The sequence below is a fragment of the Pseudonocardia sp. OZ21 genome (assembly GCF_059359135.1).
This window is the reverse complement of record NZ_JCADBN010000004.1, coordinates 59,141-82,385: the sequence shown is the minus strand read 5'-3', so window position 1 is coordinate 82,385 and position 23,245 is coordinate 59,141. Positions and strand designations below refer to the sequence as shown.

The 23,245-nt window shown below is 70.8% G+C and carries 22 protein-coding genes and 1 tRNA gene; 12 read left to right on the top strand and 11 right to left on the bottom strand.

Features of this window, described 5'->3' with window-relative positions:
* The first annotated feature begins 4 nt into the window (after positions 1–4).
* Complete coding sequence (locus AC5L35_RS10270) at positions 5–910, top strand: hypothetical protein (RefSeq protein WP_495059351.1); 906 nt, start codon at positions 5–7, stop codon at positions 908–910.
* Between the two features lie 74 nt (positions 911–984).
* On the opposite strand, the gene AC5L35_RS10265 is transcribed toward AC5L35_RS10270, so the two are convergent.
* Positions 985–1,233, bottom strand: coding sequence for a mycoredoxin (locus AC5L35_RS10265; RefSeq protein WP_495059350.1), 249 nt, complete (start codon positions 1,231–1,233; stop codon positions 985–987).
* Positions 1,234–1,288: 55 nt separating this feature from the next.
* On the opposite strand from AC5L35_RS10265, the gene AC5L35_RS10260 reads away from it, so the two are divergent.
* The 3 genes from AC5L35_RS10260 to AC5L35_RS10250 all read left to right on the top strand — a co-directional run bounded on the left by AC5L35_RS10260 (position 1,289) and on the right by AC5L35_RS10250 (position 4,178).
* Positions 1,289–3,373 carry an ATP-dependent DNA helicase UvrD2 gene (locus tag AC5L35_RS10260; RefSeq protein ID WP_495059349.1) on the top strand — a complete coding sequence of 695 codons (2,085 nt, stop codon included), beginning with the start codon at positions 1,289–1,291 and terminating at the stop codon, positions 3,371–3,373.
* 115 nt (positions 3,374–3,488) lie between these two features.
* Positions 3,489–3,695 (top strand): hypothetical protein, encoded by a 207-nt coding sequence (locus tag AC5L35_RS10255; RefSeq protein ID WP_495059348.1) that lies wholly within the window; start codon positions 3,489–3,491, stop codon positions 3,693–3,695.
* Positions 3,696–3,800: 105 nt separating this feature from the next.
* A complete protein-coding gene (locus tag AC5L35_RS10250) occupies positions 3,801–4,178 on the top strand; it encodes a WhiB family transcriptional regulator (RefSeq protein WP_495059347.1) in 378 nt (125 codons plus the stop codon).
* A gap of 495 nt (positions 4,179–4,673) precedes the next feature.
* Here AC5L35_RS10250 and AC5L35_RS10245 read toward each other — a convergent pair whose 3' ends face one another.
* The 3 genes from AC5L35_RS10245 to AC5L35_RS10235 all read right to left on the bottom strand — a co-directional run bounded on the left by AC5L35_RS10245 (position 4,674) and on the right by AC5L35_RS10235 (position 8,944).
* Complete coding sequence (locus AC5L35_RS10245) at positions 4,674–6,014, bottom strand: ABC1 kinase family protein (protein WP_495059346.1); 1,341 nt, start codon at positions 6,012–6,014, stop codon at positions 4,674–4,676.
* Positions 6,015–6,455: 441 nt separating this feature from the next.
* Positions 6,456–7,577, bottom strand: coding sequence for a Ca2+-dependent phosphoinositide-specific phospholipase C (locus AC5L35_RS10240; protein ID WP_495059345.1), 1,122 nt, complete (start codon positions 7,575–7,577; stop codon positions 6,456–6,458).
* Positions 7,578–7,915: 338 nt separating this feature from the next.
* Positions 7,916–8,944, bottom strand: coding sequence for a TOMM precursor leader peptide-binding protein (locus AC5L35_RS10235; RefSeq protein ID WP_495059344.1), 1,029 nt, complete (start codon positions 8,942–8,944; stop codon positions 7,916–7,918).
* A 120-nt stretch (positions 8,945–9,064) separates the two neighbouring features.
* Here AC5L35_RS10235 and AC5L35_RS10230 point away from each other — a divergent pair, with 120 nt between their 5' ends.
* Positions 9,065–9,625 (top strand): M48 metallopeptidase family protein, encoded by a 561-nt coding sequence (locus tag AC5L35_RS10230; protein WP_495059343.1) that lies wholly within the window; start codon positions 9,065–9,067, stop codon positions 9,623–9,625.
* 40 nt (positions 9,626–9,665) lie between these two features.
* Here AC5L35_RS10230 and AC5L35_RS10225 read toward each other — a convergent pair whose 3' ends face one another.
* The gene (locus tag AC5L35_RS10225; protein WP_495059342.1) at positions 9,666–11,171 is read right to left on the bottom strand and encodes a zinc-dependent metalloprotease; all 1,506 of its coding nucleotides are present in this window, start codon (positions 11,169–11,171) and stop codon (positions 9,666–9,668) included.
* 122 nt (positions 11,172–11,293) lie between these two features.
* Here AC5L35_RS10225 and AC5L35_RS10220 point away from each other — a divergent pair, with 122 nt between their 5' ends.
* From AC5L35_RS10220 to AC5L35_RS10210, 3 genes are all read left to right on the top strand, one after another.
* Complete coding sequence (locus AC5L35_RS10220) at positions 11,294–12,322, top strand: YlbL family protein (RefSeq protein WP_495059341.1); 1,029 nt, start codon at positions 11,294–11,296, stop codon at positions 12,320–12,322.
* Between the two features lie 185 nt (positions 12,323–12,507).
* Positions 12,508–15,474, top strand: coding sequence for a UPF0182 family protein (locus AC5L35_RS10215; protein ID WP_495059340.1), 2,967 nt, complete (start codon positions 12,508–12,510; stop codon positions 15,472–15,474).
* A 132-nt stretch (positions 15,475–15,606) separates the two neighbouring features.
* Positions 15,607–15,683 (top strand) — tRNA-Met (locus AC5L35_RS10210).
* Positions 15,684–16,089: 406 nt separating this feature from the next.
* Here the strand turns inward: AC5L35_RS10210 and AC5L35_RS10205 are convergent.
* Together AC5L35_RS10205 and AC5L35_RS10200 are read right to left on the bottom strand one after the other, a co-directional pair.
* Positions 16,090–16,848, bottom strand: coding sequence for an SDR family NAD(P)-dependent oxidoreductase (locus tag AC5L35_RS10205; RefSeq protein WP_495059339.1), 759 nt, complete (start codon positions 16,846–16,848; stop codon positions 16,090–16,092).
* Positions 16,845–17,270, bottom strand: a complete 426-nt coding sequence (locus AC5L35_RS10200; RefSeq protein ID WP_495059338.1) for a nitroreductase/quinone reductase family protein — start codon at positions 17,268–17,270, stop codon at positions 16,845–16,847. The genes AC5L35_RS10205 and AC5L35_RS10200 overlap by 4 nt, the downstream gene beginning before the upstream one ends.
* Before the next feature lie 84 nt (positions 17,271–17,354).
* Between AC5L35_RS10200 and AC5L35_RS10195 the strand changes: the two genes are divergently transcribed.
* The 3 genes from AC5L35_RS10195 to AC5L35_RS10185 all read left to right on the top strand — a co-directional run bounded on the left by AC5L35_RS10195 (position 17,355) and on the right by AC5L35_RS10185 (position 19,554).
* Positions 17,355–17,930 carry a TetR/AcrR family transcriptional regulator gene (locus AC5L35_RS10195; protein ID WP_495059337.1) on the top strand — a complete coding sequence of 192 codons (576 nt, stop codon included), beginning with the start codon at positions 17,355–17,357 and terminating at the stop codon, positions 17,928–17,930.
* A gap of 407 nt (positions 17,931–18,337) precedes the next feature.
* Positions 18,338–18,982, top strand: a complete 645-nt coding sequence (locus AC5L35_RS10190; RefSeq protein WP_495059336.1) for a class I SAM-dependent methyltransferase — start codon at positions 18,338–18,340, stop codon at positions 18,980–18,982.
* A gap of 101 nt (positions 18,983–19,083) precedes the next feature.
* Entirely contained in the window at positions 19,084–19,554 is a 471-nt protein-coding gene (locus tag AC5L35_RS10185; RefSeq protein WP_495059335.1) for a nucleotide disphospho-sugar-binding domain-containing protein, read from the top strand.
* A 26-nt stretch (positions 19,555–19,580) separates the two neighbouring features.
* On the opposite strand, the gene AC5L35_RS10180 is transcribed toward AC5L35_RS10185, so the two are convergent.
* The 4 genes from AC5L35_RS10180 to AC5L35_RS10165 all read right to left on the bottom strand — a co-directional run bounded on the left by AC5L35_RS10180 (position 19,581) and on the right by AC5L35_RS10165 (position 22,744).
* Entirely contained in the window at positions 19,581–19,940 is a 360-nt protein-coding gene (locus AC5L35_RS10180; protein WP_495059334.1) for an alpha/beta hydrolase, read from the bottom strand.
* A gap of 158 nt (positions 19,941–20,098) precedes the next feature.
* Positions 20,099–20,983: an aldo/keto reductase gene (locus tag AC5L35_RS10175; RefSeq protein ID WP_495059333.1), complete on the bottom strand. Its 885-nt coding sequence runs from the start codon at positions 20,981–20,983 to the stop codon at positions 20,099–20,101.
* Between the two features lie 435 nt (positions 20,984–21,418).
* Positions 21,419–22,099, bottom strand: a complete 681-nt coding sequence (locus tag AC5L35_RS10170) for a DNA alkylation repair protein (RefSeq protein ID WP_495059332.1) — start codon at positions 22,097–22,099, stop codon at positions 21,419–21,421.
* An 84-nt stretch (positions 22,100–22,183) separates the two neighbouring features.
* The gene (locus AC5L35_RS10165; protein WP_495059331.1) at positions 22,184–22,744 is read right to left on the bottom strand and encodes a TetR/AcrR family transcriptional regulator; all 561 of its coding nucleotides are present in this window, start codon (positions 22,742–22,744) and stop codon (positions 22,184–22,186) included.
* An 87-nt stretch (positions 22,745–22,831) separates the two neighbouring features.
* Here AC5L35_RS10165 and AC5L35_RS10160 point away from each other — a divergent pair, with 87 nt between their 5' ends.
* Positions 22,832–23,215, top strand: a complete 384-nt coding sequence (locus AC5L35_RS10160) for a nuclear transport factor 2 family protein (protein ID WP_495059330.1) — start codon at positions 22,832–22,834, stop codon at positions 23,213–23,215.
* The last annotated feature ends 30 nt before the right edge of the window (positions 23,216–23,245 follow it).

Below are 23,245 nucleotides of genomic sequence, written 5' to 3'. Positions count from 1 at the left end.
GCCCGTGGATCCGCTTCTGCACCGGCGCCCTGAGCTCCTCGCGGCGGGGTTCTCCGACAAGGAGCTACGCCGCATGCGCCGAGTCGGCGAGCTCAGCGCGGTACGGCCCGGCGCCTACGTCCAGGGCCCGCCGCCTCGGGACGCGCACGCCCACCACCTGCTCCTCGTCCACGCCGCGATGGCGCAGCTCGCGTCGGACGCCGTGGTGAGCCACGTGTCGGCGGCGCTGCTGCACGGCCTTCCGGTGTGGGGGATCCCGCTCGATCGGGTGCACGTCACCCGCGGGCGCCGGTCGGGCGGGCGCCGGGGGGATCGCGTGCACGTCCACGCCGCCCCACTCCAACCGGATGAGATCGTCACGATCGGCGGACTCGCCGTCACATCGGTGGGCCGCACGCTCGTCGACCTGGCCCGGGTGGTGCCCTTCGAGCAGGCCGTCGTGGTCGCCGACGCCGCGCTGCACCGTCATCTCGTCGGACCGACGGGCCTCGCGGAGATGCTGGAGCACCGGTCGCGCTGGCCGGGGCTGCCCGCCGCGCGGCGAGCACTCACCTTCGCCGACGCCCGCAGCGAGAGCGTGGGCGAGTCGCGTAGCCGGGTCGCGCTGGCCAGGGCCGGCCTCCCGGCTCCGGTGCTGCAGTGGGAGGTGCGGCGACCCGACGGGCGGTTCGTGGCGCAGGTGGACTTCGGCTGGCCCGCCCTGCGGACGGTGGGGGAGTTCGACGGCCGCGTCAAATACGGGCTGCTCGTGCCGCCCGGCGAGGATGCCGCCGAGGTGCTCTACCGCGAGAAGCTGCGCGAGGACGAACTCCGCGCCGAGGACCTCGGCGTCGTCCGGTGGGGCTGGAGCGACCTGGACCGGTTCATGCCCGTGGCCGAGCGCCTCCAGCACCGGTTCCGCGGGAACTGACCCACCGTGCACACGAGCTGGCCACCGTGCACACGTCATGACGTGTGCACGGTGGCCACCAGATGTGTGCGGTGCTAGGCCGCGAGGTCCGCCACCTTCTCGGCCACCGTGGCGAAGGGCGGGTTGGTCATGGCGGTGCCGTCGGCGAAGACGACGGTGGGCACCGTCTGGTTGCCGCCGTTGACGCCCTCCACGAACCGGGCCGCGTCAGGGTCGCGCTCGATGTCGACCTCGTTGTAGGGGATGCCGGCCTGGTCCATCTGCAGCTTGAGTCGGCGGCAGTAGCCGCACCACGTCGTGGAGTACATCGTCACGTCAGCCATGGTCGATTCAACGACCGGCGGCGTTCCTGTCTTCCCCGGGTGTCAGGATGGTCAGGTGACCGCTCGCCTCGTCCCCGACGCCCCGGAGTCCGGTCTCGACGACGAGCAGCTGGCCGCGGTCACCGCCCCCCGGGGCCCGGTGTGCGTGCTGGCCGGGGCGGGCACCGGCAAGACCCGCACCATCACCCGGCGCATCGCCCACCTCGTGCGCACCGGGCACGTCGCGTCGGGTCAGGTCCTCGCGGTCACGTTCACGGCGCGCGCGGCGGGGGAGATGCGCACGCGGTTGCGCACGCTCGGGGTGGCGGGAGTGCAGGCGCGCACGTTCCACGCGGCGGCCCTGCGTCAGCTGCGCTACTTCTGGCCGCGCGTGATCGGCGGCGACCAGTGGCAGCTGCTGGATGGCAAGCTGCGGATCGTCGGGCAGGCGGCGGCCCGCGCGAAGGCAGGCACCGACGCGGCGTCGCTGCGCGACCTCGCGGGCGAGATCGAGTGGGCGAAGGCCACGCTCGTCACCGCCGACGGCTACCCGGCGGCGGTCGCGAAGCTGCGCCGCGACACCCCGGGCCCCGCCGAGCAGGTGGCCACCGTGTACGCGGGCTACGAGGAGCTCAAGAACCGCGCGGAGCTGCTCGACTTCGACGACCTGCTGCTGCACGTCGCCGGGGCGCTGGAGGAGCACGGCGCGGTGGCGGAGGAGTTCCGCGACCGCTACCGCTGCTTCGTGGTGGACGAGTACCAGGACGTCACGCCGCTGCAGCAACGGGTGCTCGACGCCTGGCTCGGGGAGCGCGACGACCTCACGGTGGTGGGCGACGCCAACCAGACGATCTACACGTTCGCCGGCGCCAGCCCGCGCTACCTGCTCGACTTCCCGCGCCGCTTCCCGGAGGCGGCCGTCGTGCGGCTGCAGCGCGACTACCGGTCCACCCCGCAGGTCGTGGCCGCGGCCAACACTCTCATCGGCTCGGCCCGCGGCCGGGTGGCGGGCACCCGGCTGCAGCTGGTCGGGCAGCTCCCGCCGGGGCCGGAACCCGATTTCTCGGAGCACGACGACGAGCCGGCCGAGGCCGCCGCCGTGGCTGCGCAGATCAAGCGGCTGGTCGCCGAGGGCACCCCGGCCGCCGAGATCGCGGTGCTGTTCCGGATCAACGCGCAGTCGGAGGTCTACGAGCAGGCTCTCACCGAGGTCGGCGTGCCCTACCAGGTGCGCGGGGGAGAGCGGTTCTTCTCCCGGCCGGAGGTCCGGCGGGCGATGACGGTGGTGCGCGCCGCGGCCTCCGGGCGGCCGGACGACGACGCCCCGCTGGTCGACGCCGTGCGCGCCGTCCTCGCCCCCGTCGGACTCACCCCGGAGCCGCCCGGCGGCGCTGCGCAGCGGGCCCAGTGGGAGTCGCTGCTCGCGATCGTCGAGCTCGCCGAGGAGCTCGTGGCGGTGGAGCCCGAGGCCGACCTGCGCCGGTTCTCCGCGGAGCTCGAGACGAGGGCCGACGCCGCCCATCCCCCCACGGTGCAGGGCGTCACGCTCGCATCGCTGCACGCCGCCAAGGGCCTGGAGTGGGATGTCGTCTTCCTCGTCGGGCTCGTCGACGGCACGCTCCCGATCCAGCACGCCGACGGCGACGACGAGGCGATCGAGGAGGAGCGCAGGCTGCTCTACGTGGGCATCACACGGGCCCGGCGCCGGCTCGCCCTGTCGTGGGCGCTGTCCCGGCAGCCGGGTGGCCCGCGCCGCAGGCGGCGGAGCCGTTTCCTCTACGGGCTGATTCCGGAGGAGCACGCGGCTTCGCGGATAGCGAACGGGTCGAGCCGGGGTGGCCCGCGGCCGCGCTGCCGTGTCTGTGGTTCACCGCTGATGGGCGCCGACGCGCTGAAGATGCGCCGGTGCTCCGACTGTCCGTCCGATGTGGACGTCGAGCTGCTCGACCGGCTGCGCGGCTGGCGGAGCGAAGAGGCCAAGGAGCAGCAGGTTCCGGCCTACGTGGTCTTCACCGACGCCACCCTCACGGCGATCGCCGAGCAGCGGCCCGCCGACAACGCGGCACTGGTACGGATCCCGGGTATCGGCGCGCGCAAGCTCGACCGCTACGGGCCTGCCGTGCTGGCGCTCGTCACCGACCCGGATGTATCCGGTAGTTGATCCGAGAAGTTCCCCGTAAATCAGTTGTGCGGTCTGTCCGGGTATCTCTAACGTATCCGTCGACGGTCCTCACCAGCCCGTCTTCTGCTGCGACCACACGCGAAGGGGGTGCCCGGTGATCACGATGATGCTTCCCGTCTCCGGGATCTACGGCACCCGCAAGCGCGTCGCGTCCGGTATCCCGGCGGTCGGCTCCCCGCGCCACGCGCACGTGTGGCAGCAGCGACCGGCAGGCACGGCTCCCGGCGCCTTCGTGATCAAGGGCGTCAGCGTCACCGATAACAGCACAGGTGTGTCCGAAGTGGAGTGTCGCCCAACCTAGGCGGCGACCACGCCACCGGCCCGAAGAACCAAGGCCGCGGACCCACACCGGGATCCGCGGCCTTTTTTGTTTGTCCTGCCTGACCACATCACTCAGGAGGTAGAGGTGTTAGTCCGATCAGTTCCGTTGGACGGCGGAGCGATCAGTCCCGACCAGCTCGGTGGCGACCCGGTCACCGGTCTGGGGTCCCTCCTCGACGCGGCTCCCCGCGCGGGGTTGGACCTTCCGTGTCGTTCAGGCGACGCGGACCTGTGGTTCGCCGAGGCTCCTGCGGAGCTGGAGCGGGCCAAGGAGCTGTGCGGCCACTGCCCCATCCAGGCCGAGTGCCTGGCCGGCGCGGTGCGCCGTGAGGAGCCGTGGGGCGTCTGGGGCGGCGAGATCTTCCTGCGAGGGGCAGTCATCCCGCGCAAGAGGCCCCGTGGCCGTCCGAGCAAGGCTGCACTGGCCCGTGACCGCGAGTTCGCAGCGGCCGCGTCCGCCTGATCCACCGCCCCACCCGTCGGCCCTTCGAGGGCCACACCGACAGGAGACCGATTCCGATGACCGACTTCAACCCGCCGACGGCTCCCACCCAGCCGCGATCCATGGTCCTGCACCGAGAGGGAACCCAGATGTTGCTCCACGAAGCCCTGGCCAGATCCCGACAGCGGGAAGCCGAAGAGGCAGCCCGCGACTACGCACTGGCCCGCCGGTTCACGGTGGGCCGCCGGTGGGCCTCGCTCGCCGGTTTCGCCGCCAGGCGCGCGACCCGTGCACGGGCGAGTGCAGGCACGGCTCCGCTGTACGGCCGCCCCCGTTCCACTGCGAACGGGCTCCGCGGCGCAGTGTGAGCGGCGCCGATGAAGAGAACAGGTAACTAGCCGACGTCCCCGGCCGACCGGCCATCGGCCGGGGCACCGTCGGCCTCAGGGCACCGAACCCACCTCTGGGCCCGGCCCGGCCCGCTCCACGCCACGATCAGCGGGACCGGGGCCGGGTTCAGAGGTGGCGGCCGGCCGACTCGTCCTCGGCGTCGAAGATCCACGGCTGCCAGTGCCCCACGATCCCGCGCAGCGGCACGTCGGCGTCGAGCTGGCACAACACCCCGAGCGTGCCCATCGTGACGCGGTGCACGAGGAGGTACTGGGGCGGCAGGTTGAGCTCACGACCGGTGTTGAAGTCGGGACTCCGCAGGTCTCCCACCCGCTCGGCCTGCCTCTGCAGCCACCGCCGGTTGAAGCGGAAGGTGTCGGTGCGCAGCGGTTCGGTGAACGGCGCCAGGTAGGTCACGGCGTCCTCGGCGCGCAGTGGCGAGCCTGCCCGCACGAACCCGTTGTCGCGCAGCAGCGCGAGCAACTCGCCCGGCTTGTCCTCCAGCGCGAGCCGGACCATCACCGACAGCGGCCGGGGGAGACCTTCTGGCAGGCGCGCCACGGCGCCGTAGTCGATGACGAGCAGCCTGCCGTCGTCGAGCACCTGGAAGTTGCCGGGGTGCGGGTCGGCGTGCAGCAGCCCGACCCGGGCCGGGGCCGAGTAGTGGAACTCGGCGAGCAGGGCGGCGGCCTTGTCGCGCTGCTCCTGCGTGCCGCCCCGGATGACGTCCGACAGCTTCCGGCCGGTGACCCATTCGGTGACCATCGCCCGCGGCGCCGATGCCACCACGCGGGGCACCCTGACCTTGTCGTCGCCGTCGAACGCCGAGGCGAACGCACGCTGGTTCTCCGCCTCGTCGCGGTAGTCGAGCTCCTCCTCCATCCGATCGCGCAGCTCGGCGATCAGCGGCTTGATCTCCAGGCCGGGCACCAACGGCTGCATCAGCCTGCTCATCCGCGACAGTTGCCGAAGGTCGGAGCGCAGCGCCTCCTCCGCGCCGGGGTACTGCACCTTGACGGCGACCTCGCGCCCGTCCTTCCAGACCGCGCGGTGGACCTGGCCGATGCTCGCGGCCGCGGCCGGTGTCTCGTCGAAGTCCTGGAACCGGTTGCGCCAGCCCCGGCCGAACTGCTCGGCCAGCATCCGGTGCACGTCGGCGGCCGGCATGGGCGGAGCCGCGGACTGCAGCTTGACGAGCGACTCGCGGAACGGCGCCGCGAACTCGTCGGGAATGGCGGCCTCGAACACGCTCAGGGCCTGGCCGAACTTCATGGCCCCGCCCTTGAGCTCGCCGAGTACGGCGAACAGTTGCTCGGCGCTCTTGGCCATCAGCTGGGCGGAGATCTCCTCGCCGTCGCCTCCGACGAGCCGTCTGCCCCATCCGGCTGCGGCTCGCCCGGCAACTCCGAGCGGGAGACTGGCCAGCTTGGCCGTGCGTGAAGCCGTACGCCGCGGGATGTCGGTCACGCTGTTTCCTTTGTGGGGTGCGGTGCCGCCGTGGCGAGCGGCGGGATCGCCGACGCGAAACGCTCGCCGGCCGTGGCATCCCTGTCGATGGTCGTCGGTGGGTCGGGCCGTGCTCCGTCCGATGGCGGGCTTGCGGGCTCCTTCACCCCCTGATTGTGTCCCGATCTCCCCCTTGCGCGCATGTTGCCTTCGGTCACGAACGCGGATTCATTCGCGGCCGAACACGGCTGGGCCGTGGTGGAGGTCCGTTGACGGCACCATGACATGACGGGCGGTCGGGGCGGCGACGAGATCACCGAGATCTCGCCGGCCGTCGAGGAAAGGGCCGGCGCGCTGCGGAAACGGCTGCCCAGCGATCCGGGCGCCGAGAACGCCTCCGACAGCCCGCCCTCAACGGATGACCGTACGGGGCGGGCTGTGGAGGACGTCACGCCAGACGCGTCAGTGCTGTCCCGCCTTGTCCAGGTCGGCGTCCTTGCAGGCGGCAGGTGCGTTGATGGGGTTGCATCGGGCCACCGTGTTGCCGGCGAGCGAGGCGTAGTAGCCCGAGCCGAATCGGGCGGCCATCCCGGGAACCGGGTAGTCGGTGCTGACGACCTGGGCGCCGCTGGTCAGCGCGGCCTCGCGACGCGTGGTGTCGCCGGAGCGCGCCTCGCCGGTGGGCGCGTCCGCCCGGGTCCGGATCATGTAGCCCTGCTTGACCAGGTCGATGATCGTGTCGTGCAGTTGCGGCGCCTCGTCGCGGATCATGAAGGCCGCGTCCGGCTTGTCGCCGTTGTCCTGGGCGTTGGTGAAGAACAGCCGGTCCGCGAGGCTCGGGTCGTTGCCCTGGAGGTACTCGGGCCGGAGGTTGTCCATCGCGAACATGACCTTGCCACGGGCGTCGCGCAGGGTCGGCCAGCCGTACTTCAGGACCGAGTCCCGCAAGGTCATCCCCTTGTGGCGGACGTCGTCGGGCGTGATGACGCGGTTGCGGGGGAACACCGACAGCACTTCCTGCTCGGCATTGGTGAAGCTGTCGTGCGTCCAGGGCAGCATCGGTTGTGTCGGGTGGCCGGGGAAGTTCGGGCCGTTGCCCTGGTCGAACTGCAGCAGGATGGTGATCGGCACGGCATTGGAGTTCTTGTCCGACCAGTCTTTGACCTGCTTGAGGCAGTCGACGAAGGTCAGGCAGCTGGTGTGGTAGTCAACATCCTCCTCGTGGAGGACCTTGATGCCGGGCTTGTTCATCACCTCCGCGTTCCACGGTCCTTCGCCCGAGATCTGGCGGAGGATCGGATTGGTGAACCGGCCGCCATCGGGGTCCTGGGCAAGGTCGAACTCGAGACTACGAACCTTCTGGCCGTCGAGTTGCTGCTGGATCGGGGCGTGGGAGTACTCCTCGCCACCGGTGCCGGAGCCGGGCTGGGCCTGCTCCCGGATGGCCTTCTCCGGGTCGGTGATCTCCACGTGGAAGCTGTTGTGGGTGCCGACGGTCTGGATCTGGTTGATCCGGACCTGGTTGTCGTGGCCCACGCCCGCGGCGACGCCAGTAGGCGGTGGAGCAGGGGCGGGCGTATCCACTCCAGCGGTCGGAGGAGCGGGGGCAGCCGAATTCCCACCAGTGTTCGGGGGAACGGGGGTGGCGGCAGCGGCGATTCCGATCGGGGTGATCAGCGCCGAGGTGACGGCAATGACCAACACGGACCGCGGGAGTAGACGCACGCAGGTCTCCATAAAGTGGGCGAATGGTGCGCCTCAAGATTCCAGCGTCTTCACTCGATCGAGTGGTCCGCCGCTGAACACTGGACGAACCAGATCTGTCCATCGTCGATGAATCGGCGAATTCCGACAAAGCTGTTGAATCTGAATAATTCGAGCACGCACCGGCTGCTCGACAGGCAAGGAGGCCTGCTTCAGGATCACGCGCGAGTCGAGTCGGGAGGAGTTCGCCGAGGTTGCGGCACCCGCTCGCTGCTCGCCCCGCACCCGCAGCCGGGCTGGGGTGACCAGGCGCGCCGCAGCAGCGTGCCGGCGACGGCGTCGAGCTCGATCGTCGTGTCGAGGGTGGGGGGTGGAGGGCCACCACCGGCGGTGGCGTCGAGCGCGGCGAGAACCTGGGCGGCGGCGAGCGCGGCGGTGGCGCGGATCGCCGCCGGATCACCCCGGCCCGGCCTGCCCACCAACTGCGCGGCGACGGTGGGCCAGCCGGGGTCGTGGGCGCTGCGCAACAGGTCGAGGCAGCCCAGGCAGGCGGTACGACCGGGCAGGACGAGCGGCCCCACGACGCCGATGCCGTCGCGCATCCGGGCGGAGAGGTGGGCGGTGCCGCCCGCGTGCAGCTCGGTGACCCGTTCCGGCTCGGGAGCGAGGGCGTCGGCGAGCACGACCAGATCGGGCACCAGCCGCTGCGGCGGCGGTGCGGTGGCGACGCCGGGGCAGAGCCGACGCACCGCGGCCCTCGTGGCGGCGAGCCGGTCGTGGCCCCGATCGGTGTCGAGGAAACCCGTGCCCAGGTCGGCCGCGAGCACCGGGCCCGAGGTCTCGACGTGCACCGCACCGACGCCGGACTGGGCCAGGCCGACCACGATGCCGACGGCGAGCGGCCCGGAACCGGTGACGACGACGGTGCTGGTGGCGCGGTTCCGGGTGGTCCGCTCCAGCGCTGTGGCGTCGACCAGGGCGCCGGCTGCGACGAGGTCGGACACCAGCGCGTCCGCCTCGGTCGCCTCCACCCCACGTCGCACCGCCCTGGCGACGAGCTCGGCGTGGCCCACCGGGCCGTCCAGCTCGTCGAGCATCGCCGCCAGTGCGGGCGGGAGGTCGTCGACGGCGACGGCCGCCTCGGGGTCGAGGCCGAGCAGCCGTGCTCCGGGGCCCAGCCGGAGCACCGACCGGTGTGGGGACAGGCGGAGCATCACCGGCGGGGAGGGGCGCGCTGCGGTGGGCATCGGCCGATGGTGCGCCGTTGCCCGGGACCACCGCATCCGGTTGTCCACAGACCCCGATCCCGGCTGTGGACAACTCCAGGAGTCGCCCCGGTGCCCAGGCACGGGGCTTAGGCTGGAGCGATGGCGCAGCCCGCGGTCGTTGAGGTCCGGCGCAGTGACCGCCGCCGGCGCATGGTCAGTGCCCGGCGCGAGGGCGACACGGTGATCGTGTTCATCCCGGGCTGGATGAGCGACTCCGAGGAACGGCGCTGGGTCGACGAGATGGTGCGCCGCCTCGAACGTAGCGAGGCCCGCCGCCGCTCACCCGCCCGCAAGGGCGACGACGAGCTGCGCCGCCGCAGCATGGAGCTGTCCCGCCGTTACCTCGACGGTCGCGCGGAGCCGCGCACCGTGCGCTGGGTGGCACCGATGCGCACGCGCTGGGCGTCGTGCACGCCTGCGGACGCCACGATCCGGATCAGCGACCGGCTGCGTGACGTCCCCGGCTGGGTGGTCGACTACGTGCTGATCCACGAGCTCGCGCACCTGCTGGAGCCCGGGCACGACGCCCGGTTCTGGGCGTGGGTGCACCGGTACCCGCGCGCGGAACGCGCCATGGGCTACCTCGAGGGGCTCTCCGCCGCCGCAGGCCTCGGCCTGGTGGGCATCGACGGCGACGAGCCCGACGCCGAGGCGGGCTGACTCTCACCCGCGCCGGCGCTCTCCGGTGCGTTCCCGCGGATCAGGCGGTGGGGGGTTTCGGCCCGCCGGACTCGGGTCCGTCGGACTCCGGCCCGTCGGACTTCGGGGTGTCGGTGCTGTCGCTGCTGTCGGTGCGCTTCTGCTCGGGGTCCTCGGCGGCAGCCTTGCCCGCCAGCTTCTCCAGCTCCGCGATCGGGTCGCCGAGCTCGTCACGCCCGACGAAGCCTGCCGGATCGTCGAGGTCGTCGGCCGAGGGGATCAGGTCCGGGTGGGCCCAGAGAGCGTCGCGGCCGGCGGTGCCGCGCTGCTCGCCGAGCAGCCGCCAGAGCTCCGCCGCGGCGCGCAGCCTGCGCGGCCGCAGCTCGAGGCCGACCACCGTGGCGAAGGTCTGCTCGGCAGGGCCGCCGGAGGCGCGACGACGGCGCAGGGTCTCCCGCAGGGCCTCGGCTCCCGGGAGCCGGTCGCCCACCGCGTCGGCGACCACGGCGTCGACCCAGCCCTCGATCAGGGCGAGCAGAGTCTCGAGGCGGGCGAGCGCAGCCTCCTGCTCCGGTGTGGTCTCGGGCTCGAACATGCCCGACTGCATGGCCTCCTCGATGGCGGCCGGGTTGGACGGGTCGATGCCGCGGGCGAGCTCCTCGATCCGGGAGGTGTCGACGCGGATGCCGCGGGCGTACTCCTCGACGGTGCCGAGCAACCGCTCCTTGAGCCAGCCGACGTGGGCGAACAACCGGTGGTGTGCCGCCTCGCGTGCGGCGAGGTAGATCATCACCTCGCTGGCCGGCCGGTCGAGGTCCTTCGTGAACTTCTCGATGTTCTCCGGCAGCAGCGCCGCCACCCGGTCGGGACCGACGGGCACACCGATGTCGGTGGAGGTGAGCACCTCCGCGGCGAGCTGAGCCAGGCCGCCGCCGAGCTGGCTGCCGAAGGCGAGCCCGCCCATCTGGCCGAGCATCGCCAGCATCGGGCCTGCTGCGGCGCGCGCCTCCTCGGGCATGGCGTCCACCCACGAGACGGAGACCCGCTGGGCGACCGGATCGCACAGTCGCTTCCAGGTGGGCATGCTGGCGGTGACCCACTCGCTCGCCGACCAGGCCTTGGTCTCCACGGCACCGGCGGGGAAGTCGGTGGCGGCGTCGAGCCAGAGCTCGGCGAGCTTCACCGCGTCGCTCACCGCGGCGCGCTGCGCCCCCGTGAGCGAGGACGTGGTGGCGGCGAGCCGCTGCTGGGCGAGCTGCGCCGCCAGGTCGTAGTTGACGGGGCCGCCGCCCGTGTTCTGCGCCTGGCTGAGCATCTGCCCGAGCTGGGTGAGCATCTGCCCCAGCTGGCTGACGTCGAACCCACCGGCTCCTCCGGGCATCCCGGGCATACCCGGCATGCCTGGTAGGCCGGGGAATCCGCCGGGCGGCATGCCCGGCAGGTTGCCGAAGCCGAACGGATCCTGCGGCCCGTTGCCCGGGCGATCGGGCTCGTGCCCGCGGTCGTTCTCGTCGTCGCGGTCGCGGTCTCGGTCGGACGGCCCGAATCCGAACGGGGTATCGCTCATGTCACTACGGTACGCGGGTCCGCCCTGCTCAGGTGTTCGCGCTCGGCAGTAAAAGTGCTGCCCGTGGTGCCTCGTGCCGACCGTTCGAGGGCGTCGCATGCGGTCACATAGGCTGTGAGATCGTGAACCGCCGGACGTGGACGCGCGTCGTCGCAGGCATGCTCGCACTGGCGCTCGGCGTGCTCGCCGCGGCGGTGCCGGTACCGATGGTGGCACTGGGTCCGGGGCCCACGTACGACACGCTCGGTGACGTCGACGGGAAGCCTGTCGTCGCCGTCGACGGCCTCCAGGTCTTCCCGACGTCCGGGCACCTGAACATGACCACGGTCTCGGTGACCGACCGGCTCACGCTGTTCTCGACGTTGGGCCTGTGGGCGGCGGGCGACCGCCAGGTGGTGCCGCGCAGCGACGTCTTCCCCCCGGAGAAGACCGACGAGCAAGTCCAGCAGGAGAACACCGAGCAGTTCGCGGCCTCGGAGGCGAACGCCGAGGTCGCGGCGCTGACCGAGCTGAAGGTGCCCACCCGCGTGGTGGTGGGCGACCTGGTTCCCGACTCGCCCGCCCAGGGCCGGCTGGAGGTCGGCGACGAGATCGTCGCGGTGTCGGGGCAGGCCGTCGACTCGCCTGCCGCCGTGTCCAGCGCGCTGGCGACGACGAAGCCGGGGCAGTCGGTCACGATCACCTACCGCCGGGCGGGCCAGCAGCACGACGCGGACGTCGTGCTCGGGTCGAGCCCGGACCGGCCGCAGGGTCTGCTCGGTGTCCGCCCCGGCATCGAGCCGCAGGCGGGCGACATCAGGATCAGCCTGGGTGACATCGGCGGTCCGTCGGCCGGTCTGATGTTCGCGCTGGCCGTGATCGACAAGCTGACCCCCGGCAACCTCGCCGACGGCCGGTTCGTCGCCGGCACCGGAACGATCGCGCCGGACGGCCAGGTCGGACCGATCGGCGGCATCCCGTTCAAGATGCGCGCCGCGCGGGACGCGGGGGCCACCGTGTTCCTCGTTCCGGCGGACAACTGCGCGGAGGCCGCCGCGAACGCGCCCGCCGGTTTGGAGCTCGTGCGGGTCGCGAACCTGCAGGACGCTCTCACCGGCCTCGATGAGCTCACAGCCGGTCGGACGCCGGTGTCCTGCTCGCCCGCCACCTGAATCGGGCGACTCGGACATTTGAGGCCCCCACGGGAACCCCACACCCCCTCCGTAGAGTTGGATGAGCAGGGCGCATCGACGGGCCGGCTGCGGGAGGCGATCGGGCAGGTCGCCGCGGCACCGGACCGACCCGTTGCCCGCGCCCGGCGCCAGACCCCGCGAAGACTGGAGCGTGCCCTGTGGCCATGCGGCCCCCGGTGGGAGCACCGACGTTGAGCCGCCGTACCCGGATCCTGCTCATCCTTGCGGGAATCGTGGTGCTGCTACTCCTCGGCGGCTCACGCCTCATCAACTTCTATGTCGACTGGCTGTGGTTCGGGGAGGTCGGTTATCGGGGCGTCTTCGCGACGGTCCTGTTCACCCAGATCGTCCAGTTCCTGGTCGCCGCGCTGCTGATCGGCGGCCTGGTGGCGCTGTCGCTGTGGATCGCCTACCGCTCGCGCCCGGTCTTCGTGCCCGTCACCGGGCCGGAGGATCCGATAGCGCGCTACCGCACGGTGATCATCCAGCGGCTGCGGTTGTTCGCCATCGGCATCCCGCTGATCATCGGGGTCATCGCGGGTCTCGCGGCGCAGGGCGACTGGCAGACCGTCCAGCAGTTCCTCAACTCGACGCCGTTCGGGGTCACCGACCCCGAGTTCGGCATCGACGTGGGCTTCTACGCGTTCCAGCTGCCGTTCTACCGGTACGTGCTCGACTGGCTGTTCGTCGCGGTGGCCATCTGCTTCGTGATCTCGCTGATCACCCACTACATCTTCGGCGGCATCCGGCTCAGCGGGCGCTCGGGCCAGGTCTCGGCCGCTGCGCGCGCCCAGCTGGCGATCCTCGCCGGGGTGTTCGTGCTGCTCAAGGCGGTGGCGTACTACTTCGACCGGTACGAGCTGCTGTTCAGCAACCGCAGCGACATCTTCACCGGTGCCACCTACACCGACCTCAACGCGGTGATGCCCGCCAAGCTGATCCTGCTGTTCATCTCGATCATCTGCGCGGCGGCGTTCTTCGCGGCGGTGTTCCGGCGCAACCTGCAGCTGCCCGCGATCGCCACGGTGCTGCTGGTCCTGTCCAGCGTGCTGATCGGTGCGGCGTGGCCGCAGGTGCTGCAGCAGTTCGTGGTGTCGCCCAACGCCAACGAGCGTGAGTCGGTGCCGATCGAACGCAACATCGCGGCCACTCGGCAGGCGTTCGGGCTCACGGACGACAAGGTCACCGAGGTGCCCTACAGCGGCACGTCGGAGGCCACGCCCGCCGCGGTCCGCAACGACACCGCCACGGTGCCGAACATCCGCCTGCTCGACCCGGCCAAGGTCGGCGACACGTTCACCCAGCTCCAGCAGCGGCGTACGTTCTACGGCTTCCCGCAGAAGCTCGACATCGACCGGTACAACATCAACGGGAAGACGCAGGACTACATCGTCGCCCTGCGCGAGCTGAACAGCGCCGGGCTCAACGGCAACCAGACCGACTGGATCAACCGGCGGCTGGTCTACACGCACGGCAACGGGATCGTGGTGGCTCCGGCCAACCAGGTGAACGCCGTACTGGACGAGGCGGGTGGCCAGGGCGGTCTGCCCAACTTCACCAGCATCGACATCAGCAACTCGAACTCGCCGTCGTTGCCGCCGAGCCTGCGCGTCACCGAGCCGCGGGTGTACTACGGCGAGCTGATCGACGGGTACTCGATCGTCGGTGCCGAGCAGGGTGCCACCCCGCGCGAGTACGACTCCGACACGCAGAGCTACACCTACACGGGCAAGGGCGGCGTGCCGCTGGGCAACATCGTCAACCGGCTCGTGTTCTCGCTGTTCTACGGCGAGCGCAACATCCTGTTCAACAACTCGATCAACGCCGACTCGAAGATCATGTACGTCCGCGACCCGCGTGACCGGGTGCAGGCGGTGGCGCCGTGGCTCACCACGGACACCGACCCGTACCCGGCGGTGGTCAACGGGCGGATCGAGTGGATCGTCGACGGCTACACGACGCTGCAGAACTACCCCTACGCCGAGCGGATGGGCCTGGGGCAGGCCACGGCCGACGCCCTGCAGCCGTTGCAGCGGGCGCAGCAGGACAAGGACATCAGCTACCTCCGCAACTCCGTCAAGGCCACCGTCGACGCCTACGACGGCACGGTCACGCTGTATGCGTTCGACGAGTCCGATCCGGTGCTGAAGACCTGGATGAAGACCTTCCCGGGCACCGTGCAGCCGGCGTCGGCCATCAGTCCGGACCTGAGAGCGCACTTCCGGTATCCGGAGGATCAGTTCAAGGTGCAGCGCGAGCTACTCACGCGCTACCACGTGGACAATCCGCTGGAGTTCTACGGCAACGTGTCCTTCTGGGACGTGCCGTCCGACCCGACGGTGCCGGGCGGTGGCGGAGCAGGCGGCGCACCACAGCCGCCGTACTACATCCTGGCGGGTGAACCAGGGGCCGCGGGCCAGGAGGGCACCACGCCCACCTTCCAGCTGACCAGCGCGCTGGTGTTCCGCAACCGTGACATCCTCTCGGCCTACGTCACGGCGAGCTCCGATCCGGCCAACTACGGCAAGATCACGGTGCTCCAGCTACCACCGGACACCCAGACGCTAGGCCCGCAACAGGTGCAGACCCAGTTCGTCGGTTCACCCAACGTCAGCCAGGATCTAGGACTGCTATCGAGGGGTGGGCAGAGCACCGTCGAGTACGGCAACCTGCTCACCCTGCCCGTGGCCGGCGGGCTGCTCTTCGTCGAACCGGTCTACATCGAGCGCGCCAACCAGCAGTCGAGCTATCCACAGCTAGCGAGAGTGCTGGTGTCCTACAACGGGCGGGTCGGCTACGACGCGAACCTGTCCGTGGCGCTCGATCAGGTGTTCGGGGCAGGGGCCGGGGCGGCGGTTGCGCCTCCGTCCGGGGGAGCACCAGCCGGCACGCCACCCGGGAATGCGCCGGCAGCCGGTGGGCCCGCTGCGCCGGCGGCCAGCCCTCAGGTCGCCGCGGCTGCAGCGGCGATCCAGAGCGCGATCACCCAGCTCCGCACCGCGAACCAGAGTGGTGACTTCGCGGCGCAGGGCCAGGCGCTCCAGCAGTTGGACTCGGCGGTCCGCCAGTTCCAGCAGGCGCAGGCCGCCGCCGGCTCGACGCCGACACCGCCGCCCGGCCCCGGCGGCTGATTCACGGCCCGAACGCCACCGCCCCGCGGACCTGACCAGGTCAGCGGGGCGGTGGCCGTTAAGGGGACCCCCCGCTGCAGGCAGGTTTCGGCGGGGTGTAATGTCTTCAACAGCAAGACAGCAACATGGCAACGCGGGGTGGAGCAGCTCGGTAGCTCGCTGGGCTCATAACCCAGAGGTCGTAGGTTCGAATCCTACCCCCGCTACCAGCGGAAACGGCCCCCGGACATCAGTCCGGGGGCCGTTTTCATGCCCGCGGTAGCAAGGATCGTAGTAGGCCTCGACCAGCAGGCCTCCGGAGCGGGGTCCTTGGGCCGGTGACGGCCCGCTCGATCAGCTGGCCGATGAGTTCGGCGGCGGCACGGTCCTGCCCGGTCGAGCGGTGGGCGTAGATCTGGAACGTCACTGCCGGGTTGGAGTGCCCCACCCTGTCGCTGAGGATCTTCGGCTCGATCCCGGTGTCGAGCGACAGCGTCGAGTAGTTTCCCCCAGGGCGTTCCCAAGATCGTTCGAGGCCGTTCGCCCATCTCGGGCCCGGCCGCTGGATGCCGTCACAGTGTCGGGGGACGGTGCCAGGCTGACGCCGCAGCCAGCAGGCGGGAGTGCTGCTGGCGGTCAGAGGAGGGCGCCGCCGGAGACTTCGAGGCGTTCTGCGGTGACCCAGCGCATCTGGTCGGAGACGAGGGCGGCGATCGCGTCCCCGATCTCCTCGGGCCGACCGACCCGCCCGAGAGCGGTCTGTGTGGCCAGGTAGCCGCGTAGTTCGGGGTTGTCGCGCATCGCGCCGCCGTTGAAGTCGGTTGCGGTGGGTCCGGGGGCGACGGTGTTGATGCGGATTCCGCGGGGTCCGAGTTCCACGGCGAGGGTGCGGGTGAGGGCTTCGACGGCGGATTTCGCTGCCGTGTAGATCGACGTTCCGGGGCTCACGTGCCGGGTCAGGGACGTCGAGATGTTCACGATCCGGCTGCCGTCGCCCATGAGTGGCACGAGTGCCTGGATCAGGAAGAAGGTGCCGCGGAAGTTGGTGCCGACCAGCAGGTCGAATCGTTCGGGTGTGACCTCTGCCAGCGGGTCGAACAGCCCGATGCCTGCGTTGTTGACCAGCACGTCGAGCCGGCTTGCTCCCCAGTGGGAGGTCAAGCCCTGCTCCAGGTCGGAGACGAATGCGGAGAAGGCGGAGACGTCGCTGATGTCGAGCGGCATGGTCATGACGTCCCCGCCTGCGGCTTCGATGAGCCGAGCCGTGTCCGTGGCCTCACCGCCCGGGCGGTGGGTGACCACGATGCGGTATCCGGCAGCGGCGAGGGACCGTGCGGCGCTGCGGCCCAGGCCTCGGTTGCCGCCGGTGATCACGGCGACGCGGGGGTCGGTCATTTCAGGGCTTCCTTCGTGAACGTGACGTGGACGAGCGGGCTGTCTGCCACCCACTGCTCCAGCGGCTCGACCGGCTGGGGGATCCCGGCGGGATTCCAGGCCTGGTCGAGGTCGGCGATGATCGCGCGGAAGACCCTCGCCCGATGCGCGGCGTCGCGGATCGGTGTTCCCACCGCATCCAGGTCGGCGCGCACTCCATGCTTCAGATGGAAGGTGAAGCCGGGGTTCTTCACGATGTTCGCGTACCAGTCGCGGCGTGCCGGCTGGGTCGACAGGTAGATCTCGCCATCAGCCCGGTAGAACCACACCTCGATCCGGTGGTGCCTGCCGGTTCGGGCACCGGTCGTCGTGATGTCGATCGTGCGTTCCCGCGCGGGAGACGCTGGGGTGATCGCCAGCGCGTTCTGTATCGACGGGTCCATGATTGCTCCAGTGTAAGTAAGTGATTACTTACAAGCTAGGGTCATCGTGAACTCTTGTCAACGTGCCTGACCAGGAGGTCCCCCTTGCCCGCCAGAAACCCGGAAGCGACGAAGGCCCGGATCCTTGACGCCGCGGTCGGCGAGTTCGCCGCGCACGGCTTCGCCGGTGCCCGCGTCGAACGCGTCGCCCGACGGGCGGGGACGAACATCCGGATGATCTATGCCTACTTCGGCAGCAAGGACTCGCTGTTCGACGCCGCGCTCGTCGACTCCGTCCGCTCCATGGCCGCGGCCGTGCCGCCGACGACAGAGGACCTGCCGGGCTGGGCAGGCAGGCTGTTCGACTACCACGGGCGTGCGCCGGCAGCGATGCGCATCAGCCTGTGGGCTCAACTCGAACGCCCTCAGGCGGCATCCGAACCCATGGAGAGCTACCTGGCCAAGACGGCACAGGTCGCAGATGCCGCCAGCTCACCCCTCCCCGCAGTCGACCTGCTCACGATCATCTACGCCGTCGCCCAGGCGTGGTATCTCACACCGGTCGGACTGCTCTCTGCGGACGGCTCCGACCCCTCCGACGACGTGCGCATCGCCGCACATCGAGCGGCACTGGTGACGGCCATCCGAAGAATGGTGGAAGGCCAGGCGGAACACGGATAGGGCCGCAGTTGCGAGGGGCGCCTTGCTGAACCTGCGAGGCCGGTCTCGCGTACGCAGCGACGGACACGGCGAGCTAGTCGTCGGTACCCCCCTGTCGCAGGACCACCGTCCTGGTGTTCGTCGGCACGTCCCAGCCGCGACGGCCGTACCCTCTCGATCGGCCGTCGACCGACACGCCCCGTTCAGCCGGAGGTCATGACCTCGGGTCGTCGCGTTGCGGAGCTGAGACGGGCATCTTCGTTCAGGACGGGCCGGGATGCGCTCCTCGCGGTTGCTGACTCGACGCTGTCGCTCGGCCCGTTCCGGGGCGCCGCGGTGCGACGCGCGTCGTGAAGCCGGCCGTCCCGCAGTCCAGCGGCGGCGGCGAGTCCGGCGAGGCGGCCATGCTGCGTGCGTAGGGTGCACTCGTGCCGCAACTTTCCGACCTAGAGACAGTCCGCGAGTCCTACGACCGGGTGGCCGACGCCTACGTCGAGATGGGGGCCGGCCGGCTGGACGCGCAGCCGTGGCTGCGGGCCGCGCTCGCCGCGTTCGCCGAGTCCGTCCGCGGACTCGGCCCGGTCCTGGACGTGGGCTGCGGGCCCGGCATCGTCACCGCGCACCTGGCGGGGCTGGGTCTCGACGCCTCTGGCGTCGACCTGTCGCCGCGGATGATCGAGCACGCCCGACGGGTGTACCCCGACCTGCGGTTCTCCGTCGCGTCGGCGAGCGACCTCGACCTCGCGCCGGCCTCGCTGGGCGGAGTGCTCGGCTGGTGGTCGCTGTTCAACCTCCCGCGGGAGGCACTGCCCGGCGTGCTGCGGACCTTCGCCGATGCGCTCGTCCCCGGCGGTCAGACTCTGGTCGGCACGCACGTCGGCGACGGCGACATCGCCCGCACGGAGGGGTACGGCGGCCTGCCGGTGTCCTGGACGACCCACCTGTACCGCCCCGAGGAGCTGGTCGGGATGCTGGTCGACGCCGGTCTCGACGTGGTCGCGGAGCTGAGGCTGCCGGTGCAGCCGCCGTCGCTGCTCCCGCAGGTTCTGCTTGCTGCGCGGCGCCCGGCCTGACCCGCGCACGCGCGACCAGGCTGCGGTCGGTTCCGACGGCGTGGTGAGCGTCGACGCGGGCCACGCCGTCAGCCGCGGAGGATTGCCGCCCGAGCCCGAAATTGGACCTCGACCGCGTCGACCGGACCCGCTACACGTTCGTCGGGCCGGTGATCGGCGACCGCTCCCACGAGGAATCGTTCGCCGACCTCGCAACGAGGTCGGACCGGCCGCTGTTGCTGGTCTCGCTCGGGTCGGCCTACAACGACCGGCCGGCTTTCTGGCGGGACTGCATCACCGCCATGCACGCACGGCACCGGCTGGACAACGTGCTGGCCGTCGGCCCGTACGTCGACGTGATCGGGCTCGGGGACATCCCCGACGACGTCATCGTCCGGGAGCGGGTGCCACAACTCGCGGTGCTCGCGCACGCGTCGGCCTTCGTCACGCACGCCGGGATGGGCGGCTGCTCGGAGGGCCTTTGGCACGGCGTCCCGATGGTCGCCGTGCCGCAGGCGGCCGACCAGTTCGTCAACGGCCCACGAAGAAGATCGCCAGGGCCGTCGGCGGGGCTTCGGCCGCGGCCGATGTGATCGGGTCCCTGATCGGGCAGCAGCCCTCACGGTCCGGTGGTGGCTGACACGGGGGCCTGTTCATCTAGGCACCAGGCGAATGCGGCCGGCCAGGGGCCGTATCCGTCTTCGGGGGTGATGTGTCCGGCGGCGGGGAGGACGTCGCAGTCCAGGCCGAGGGCGGCGCTCCACGCGCGCGGGTTGGCCGGCGCGTAGGGATCGGTCTCCGAGATGACCACATGCGGCGGCTTGGCCGACGCGGCGGTGAGGAGCTCACGGTCGACGCGCTCGAGCGTGAACTCTTCGTAGCCGTTGGCCGCGGTGAACGCTTGCTCACCGAGCGGGGACACCAGGAGCACCCGAGTGACGCGCAGGTCGGCAGGCAGGTCCGGGCGGCGTGCAGCCACAGGGCGCAGCCGAGGGAGTGGCACACCACGACGCGTTCTTGGTCGCCGAGTTGGGCCAGTTCGGGGCGCTCTGTAAATCCGCTCCCGCCGAGTCGGGAAGTCGCCATTGCGGCATCCGGCGGAGCCGGTAGTCCCGGGGGCGAGCACTGCCGTCTGAGTCAGGTGTTGATCGACCACGCGTCGTCGAGCCGGGCCAGTTCCGCAGGCGTCAGGTTGATCGATGCCGCCGCGACGTTCGCCCGAGCGTGACCGACCCGAGTTGTGCCGGGGAGGGGCACCACGTCGGCTCCGTAGGAGGGGCCGCGGCTGTGAACCCAGGCGAGCGCGATCTGTCCGACGGATGCCTCGTGCGCCGCGGCGATTTCACGCAGGGTCGCCTGCTTCGCGTCGTCCGTCCGGATGTTGACCCGCCGCTCGTGCAGCGCGCCGTGGCTGGTCGGTGAGTGCGCGACGATCGTGACGCCAAGGGCTGTCGCGGTCTGGGCGAGCGTGCTTTCGATGCTGCGTTCGGACAACGACCATCGTTCCTGGAGCGCGGTGACCGGGTGGACGGCATGGGCGCGTTTCAGGTCCTCGGCCGTCACGTTCGAGAGGCCGATAGCACCGATCTTGCCCGCATCGAGCAGGCCGGTCATGGCTGCGATCGTCTCCTCGATGGGGACCGTGTCGCTGCGATGGTGCAGGTAGTACAGGTCGATGCGATCGGTTTGGAGGCGCCGGAGGCTGGCGTCGCATGCTTGGCGTACGTACTCGGCGTCGGCCCGGACGTCGAAGTCCCCCGCGGCGTCGTCGTGCCAAACCAGGCCGAACTTGCTGGCGAGGACCACGTCGTCCCGACGGCGGGCGATTGCGCGGCCGACGAGGTCCTCGTTCTGGTAGGCGTCGGCGGTGTCGATCATCCGAACGCCTGCGTCGAGCGCGGCATCGATGACACGGAAAGGGTCCCGGTCGGGATCCGCTGAGTCGTTCACGCGTAGGCGCATGGCGCCGAACCCTTGATGGCCGAGGTTGGTGGCGCCCGGAGCCGTTCTGCTGCTGGTCACGTAGAAGGACGGTAGGGGCTCAATCGGACTTCAGGTCCAGTCTTTGAGTCGAAGGGCGCTCACCGCATGATCTCCGTCGCGAGGATCGGGATGGTGCTCATCTCAGCTCTGAGTCGATCGAGCCGTGGGTTATGAGACGGGGGCGCCTCCGTCCAGCGCTGTGCGCCACAGTGACAGACCTGCCGCCAGTTCCGCGGCGCCTCCAGGCAGCACGTGAAGCCGTCGTAGATCCAGTCGTGTTGGCCTCGGTCGAGGCACGCCCAGTACGCCTGGCGGGCGTCGTCCGGCACACCCGGCTGGAGCCGGGGGCAACGGCACTGCCCCGTTGTCGCACCTGCATCCATCGTCACGCAGACCTCAGGCTCTCCGAGCACGTGCATCGCTACCCGTTCCGTAGCGCCGAACGATAGGCCAGCGCGACCCCGGCCGGGCACTTCAGAGCCGGCGGCGCACCATCTCGGCGATCCAGACAGGCGCGAACGGCGACGTGCAGTTCGGGGGCGTCGGGTAGTCCCTGAGCACCTGCAGGCGCTCACCGATGTCGATCGCGCGGGCGCGGTACCCGGCGTGCTCGATCCCGATCTGAGCCAGGCAGTGGTTCATCGCCCACTGCAAGCGATCCGGAGCGTCCTTCATCTCCGCCTCGATGACGTCGAGCAGCCCTGCGAGGTCGAGGCCCTCGGGCTTCTTCGCCACCCGCTCGGTGGTCAACGCCCAGCCAGCACTCGCGACCACGGAATCCGGGTCCGCGAACCAGGCCAGGCGCAGCTCTTCGGCGTGCGGGTTCTTCTTCACCACGTAGTTCACGAGCCAGTCGTGCACCTTGGGGGTGCGCGCCTGGCGGAGCATGGTGTCCAACTCGTCGCGCTCGAACGTCTTCGGGCGGCAGATCAGGATGGCCAGGAGCCGCGCCGCGGTGTCATCGGTCGCCCAGAGCTGTTGTGCGAGCTCCTGCTGCGTCTTCAGCCGCTTCGCGAGCGCGCGCAGCGTGCCGAGGTTCACACCGTGATCGTCGCCGTGCTTCTCGTTCACCTCGCGGGCCCTCGGGTCCTCGAGCGCGGCCAGTTCGGCCAGCACCTCGGACACCGCCACCTCGGCCACCGGCGTCTCGGCCACCTCGGCCTCCTGTCCGTTTCGTGGGGGATTCAGCCTAAGTCGCGCGGGCACGCAGGACGGAGATTTGGTCAGAAGTCGGCGTGGTCAGCGTCCTGAGTCCTGTGCCCCGCGGCGGACCAGATCGACGAGCCGCCGGGCGCGGCCGGCGTCGACACCCGTGAGCGCGATGCCGGAGGCCACCAGGAGCAGGTCGACGGCGTCGAGGTCGAGCCGTACGGCCCCGGCGCGCTGGGCCCGCTCGACGAGCGCACCGATGGCGCGCTGCATCGCGTCGTGCCATTGCGCGAACCGCTCGGAGCCCGGACCGGTCAGGTCGTCGGCTTCGACCATCGCCAGCGCGCGCTTCGTGGCGACGTGCTCGACGAAGGCGAGCAGCCAGGCGAACAGCGCGTCACCCGGGTCCGGCTCGTCGAGCAGTGCCGCGGCCCGGTCGCACAGGCTCGTGACCTCGTCGGCGTAGACGGCCAGGGCCAGTTCGCGGCGGTTCGCGAAGTGGCGGTACATCGTGGCGTTGCCGACGCCGGCCCGCCGGGCGATGTCATCGAGGGGTGCGGCGGCGCCCTGCTCGTCGAAGACCTCACGAGCGGCGGCCAGCAGGAGCTGCCGGTTGCGCAGGGCGTCCGACCGGCGGGGAACCGGAGCCATGGGCCTCCTAGCAAATCGGGGACATCCCCGTTACGGTACCGGGGAAGAAGTGGGGAGTGCCCCACTTAGCTGGGAGAGGTGCGAAGGATGGCGCTGTCCGCGCAGGACCGGGTTGAGGTCCACGAGCTGATCGCCCTGCATGGCCATCTGGCCGACGACCGGCGCCCCGACGAGCTGGCCCGGCTGCTCACCGAGGATGCCGTCTTCGACCTGGAGGACTACGGCATGGGTGTGGTGGCGGGTCTCCCCGCGTTGCGCCGGCTGTTCGAGGAAGCGCCGGGTGAGCAGCCGGTGGGTCACCACGTGACCAACGTGATCGTCACCGAACGAGCCGACGGGGCGGCATCGGTGCGCTCGAAGGGTCTTGCCGTGATGGCCGACGGCCGGACCGGCACGGTGGTCTACAACGACCGGGTCGTCCGGACGCCGGACGGCTGGCGGATCGCCCACCGCAAGGTGGTCGCCCGCTGACCGGAGAGATGCGGCCGCCCGCCTTGCATG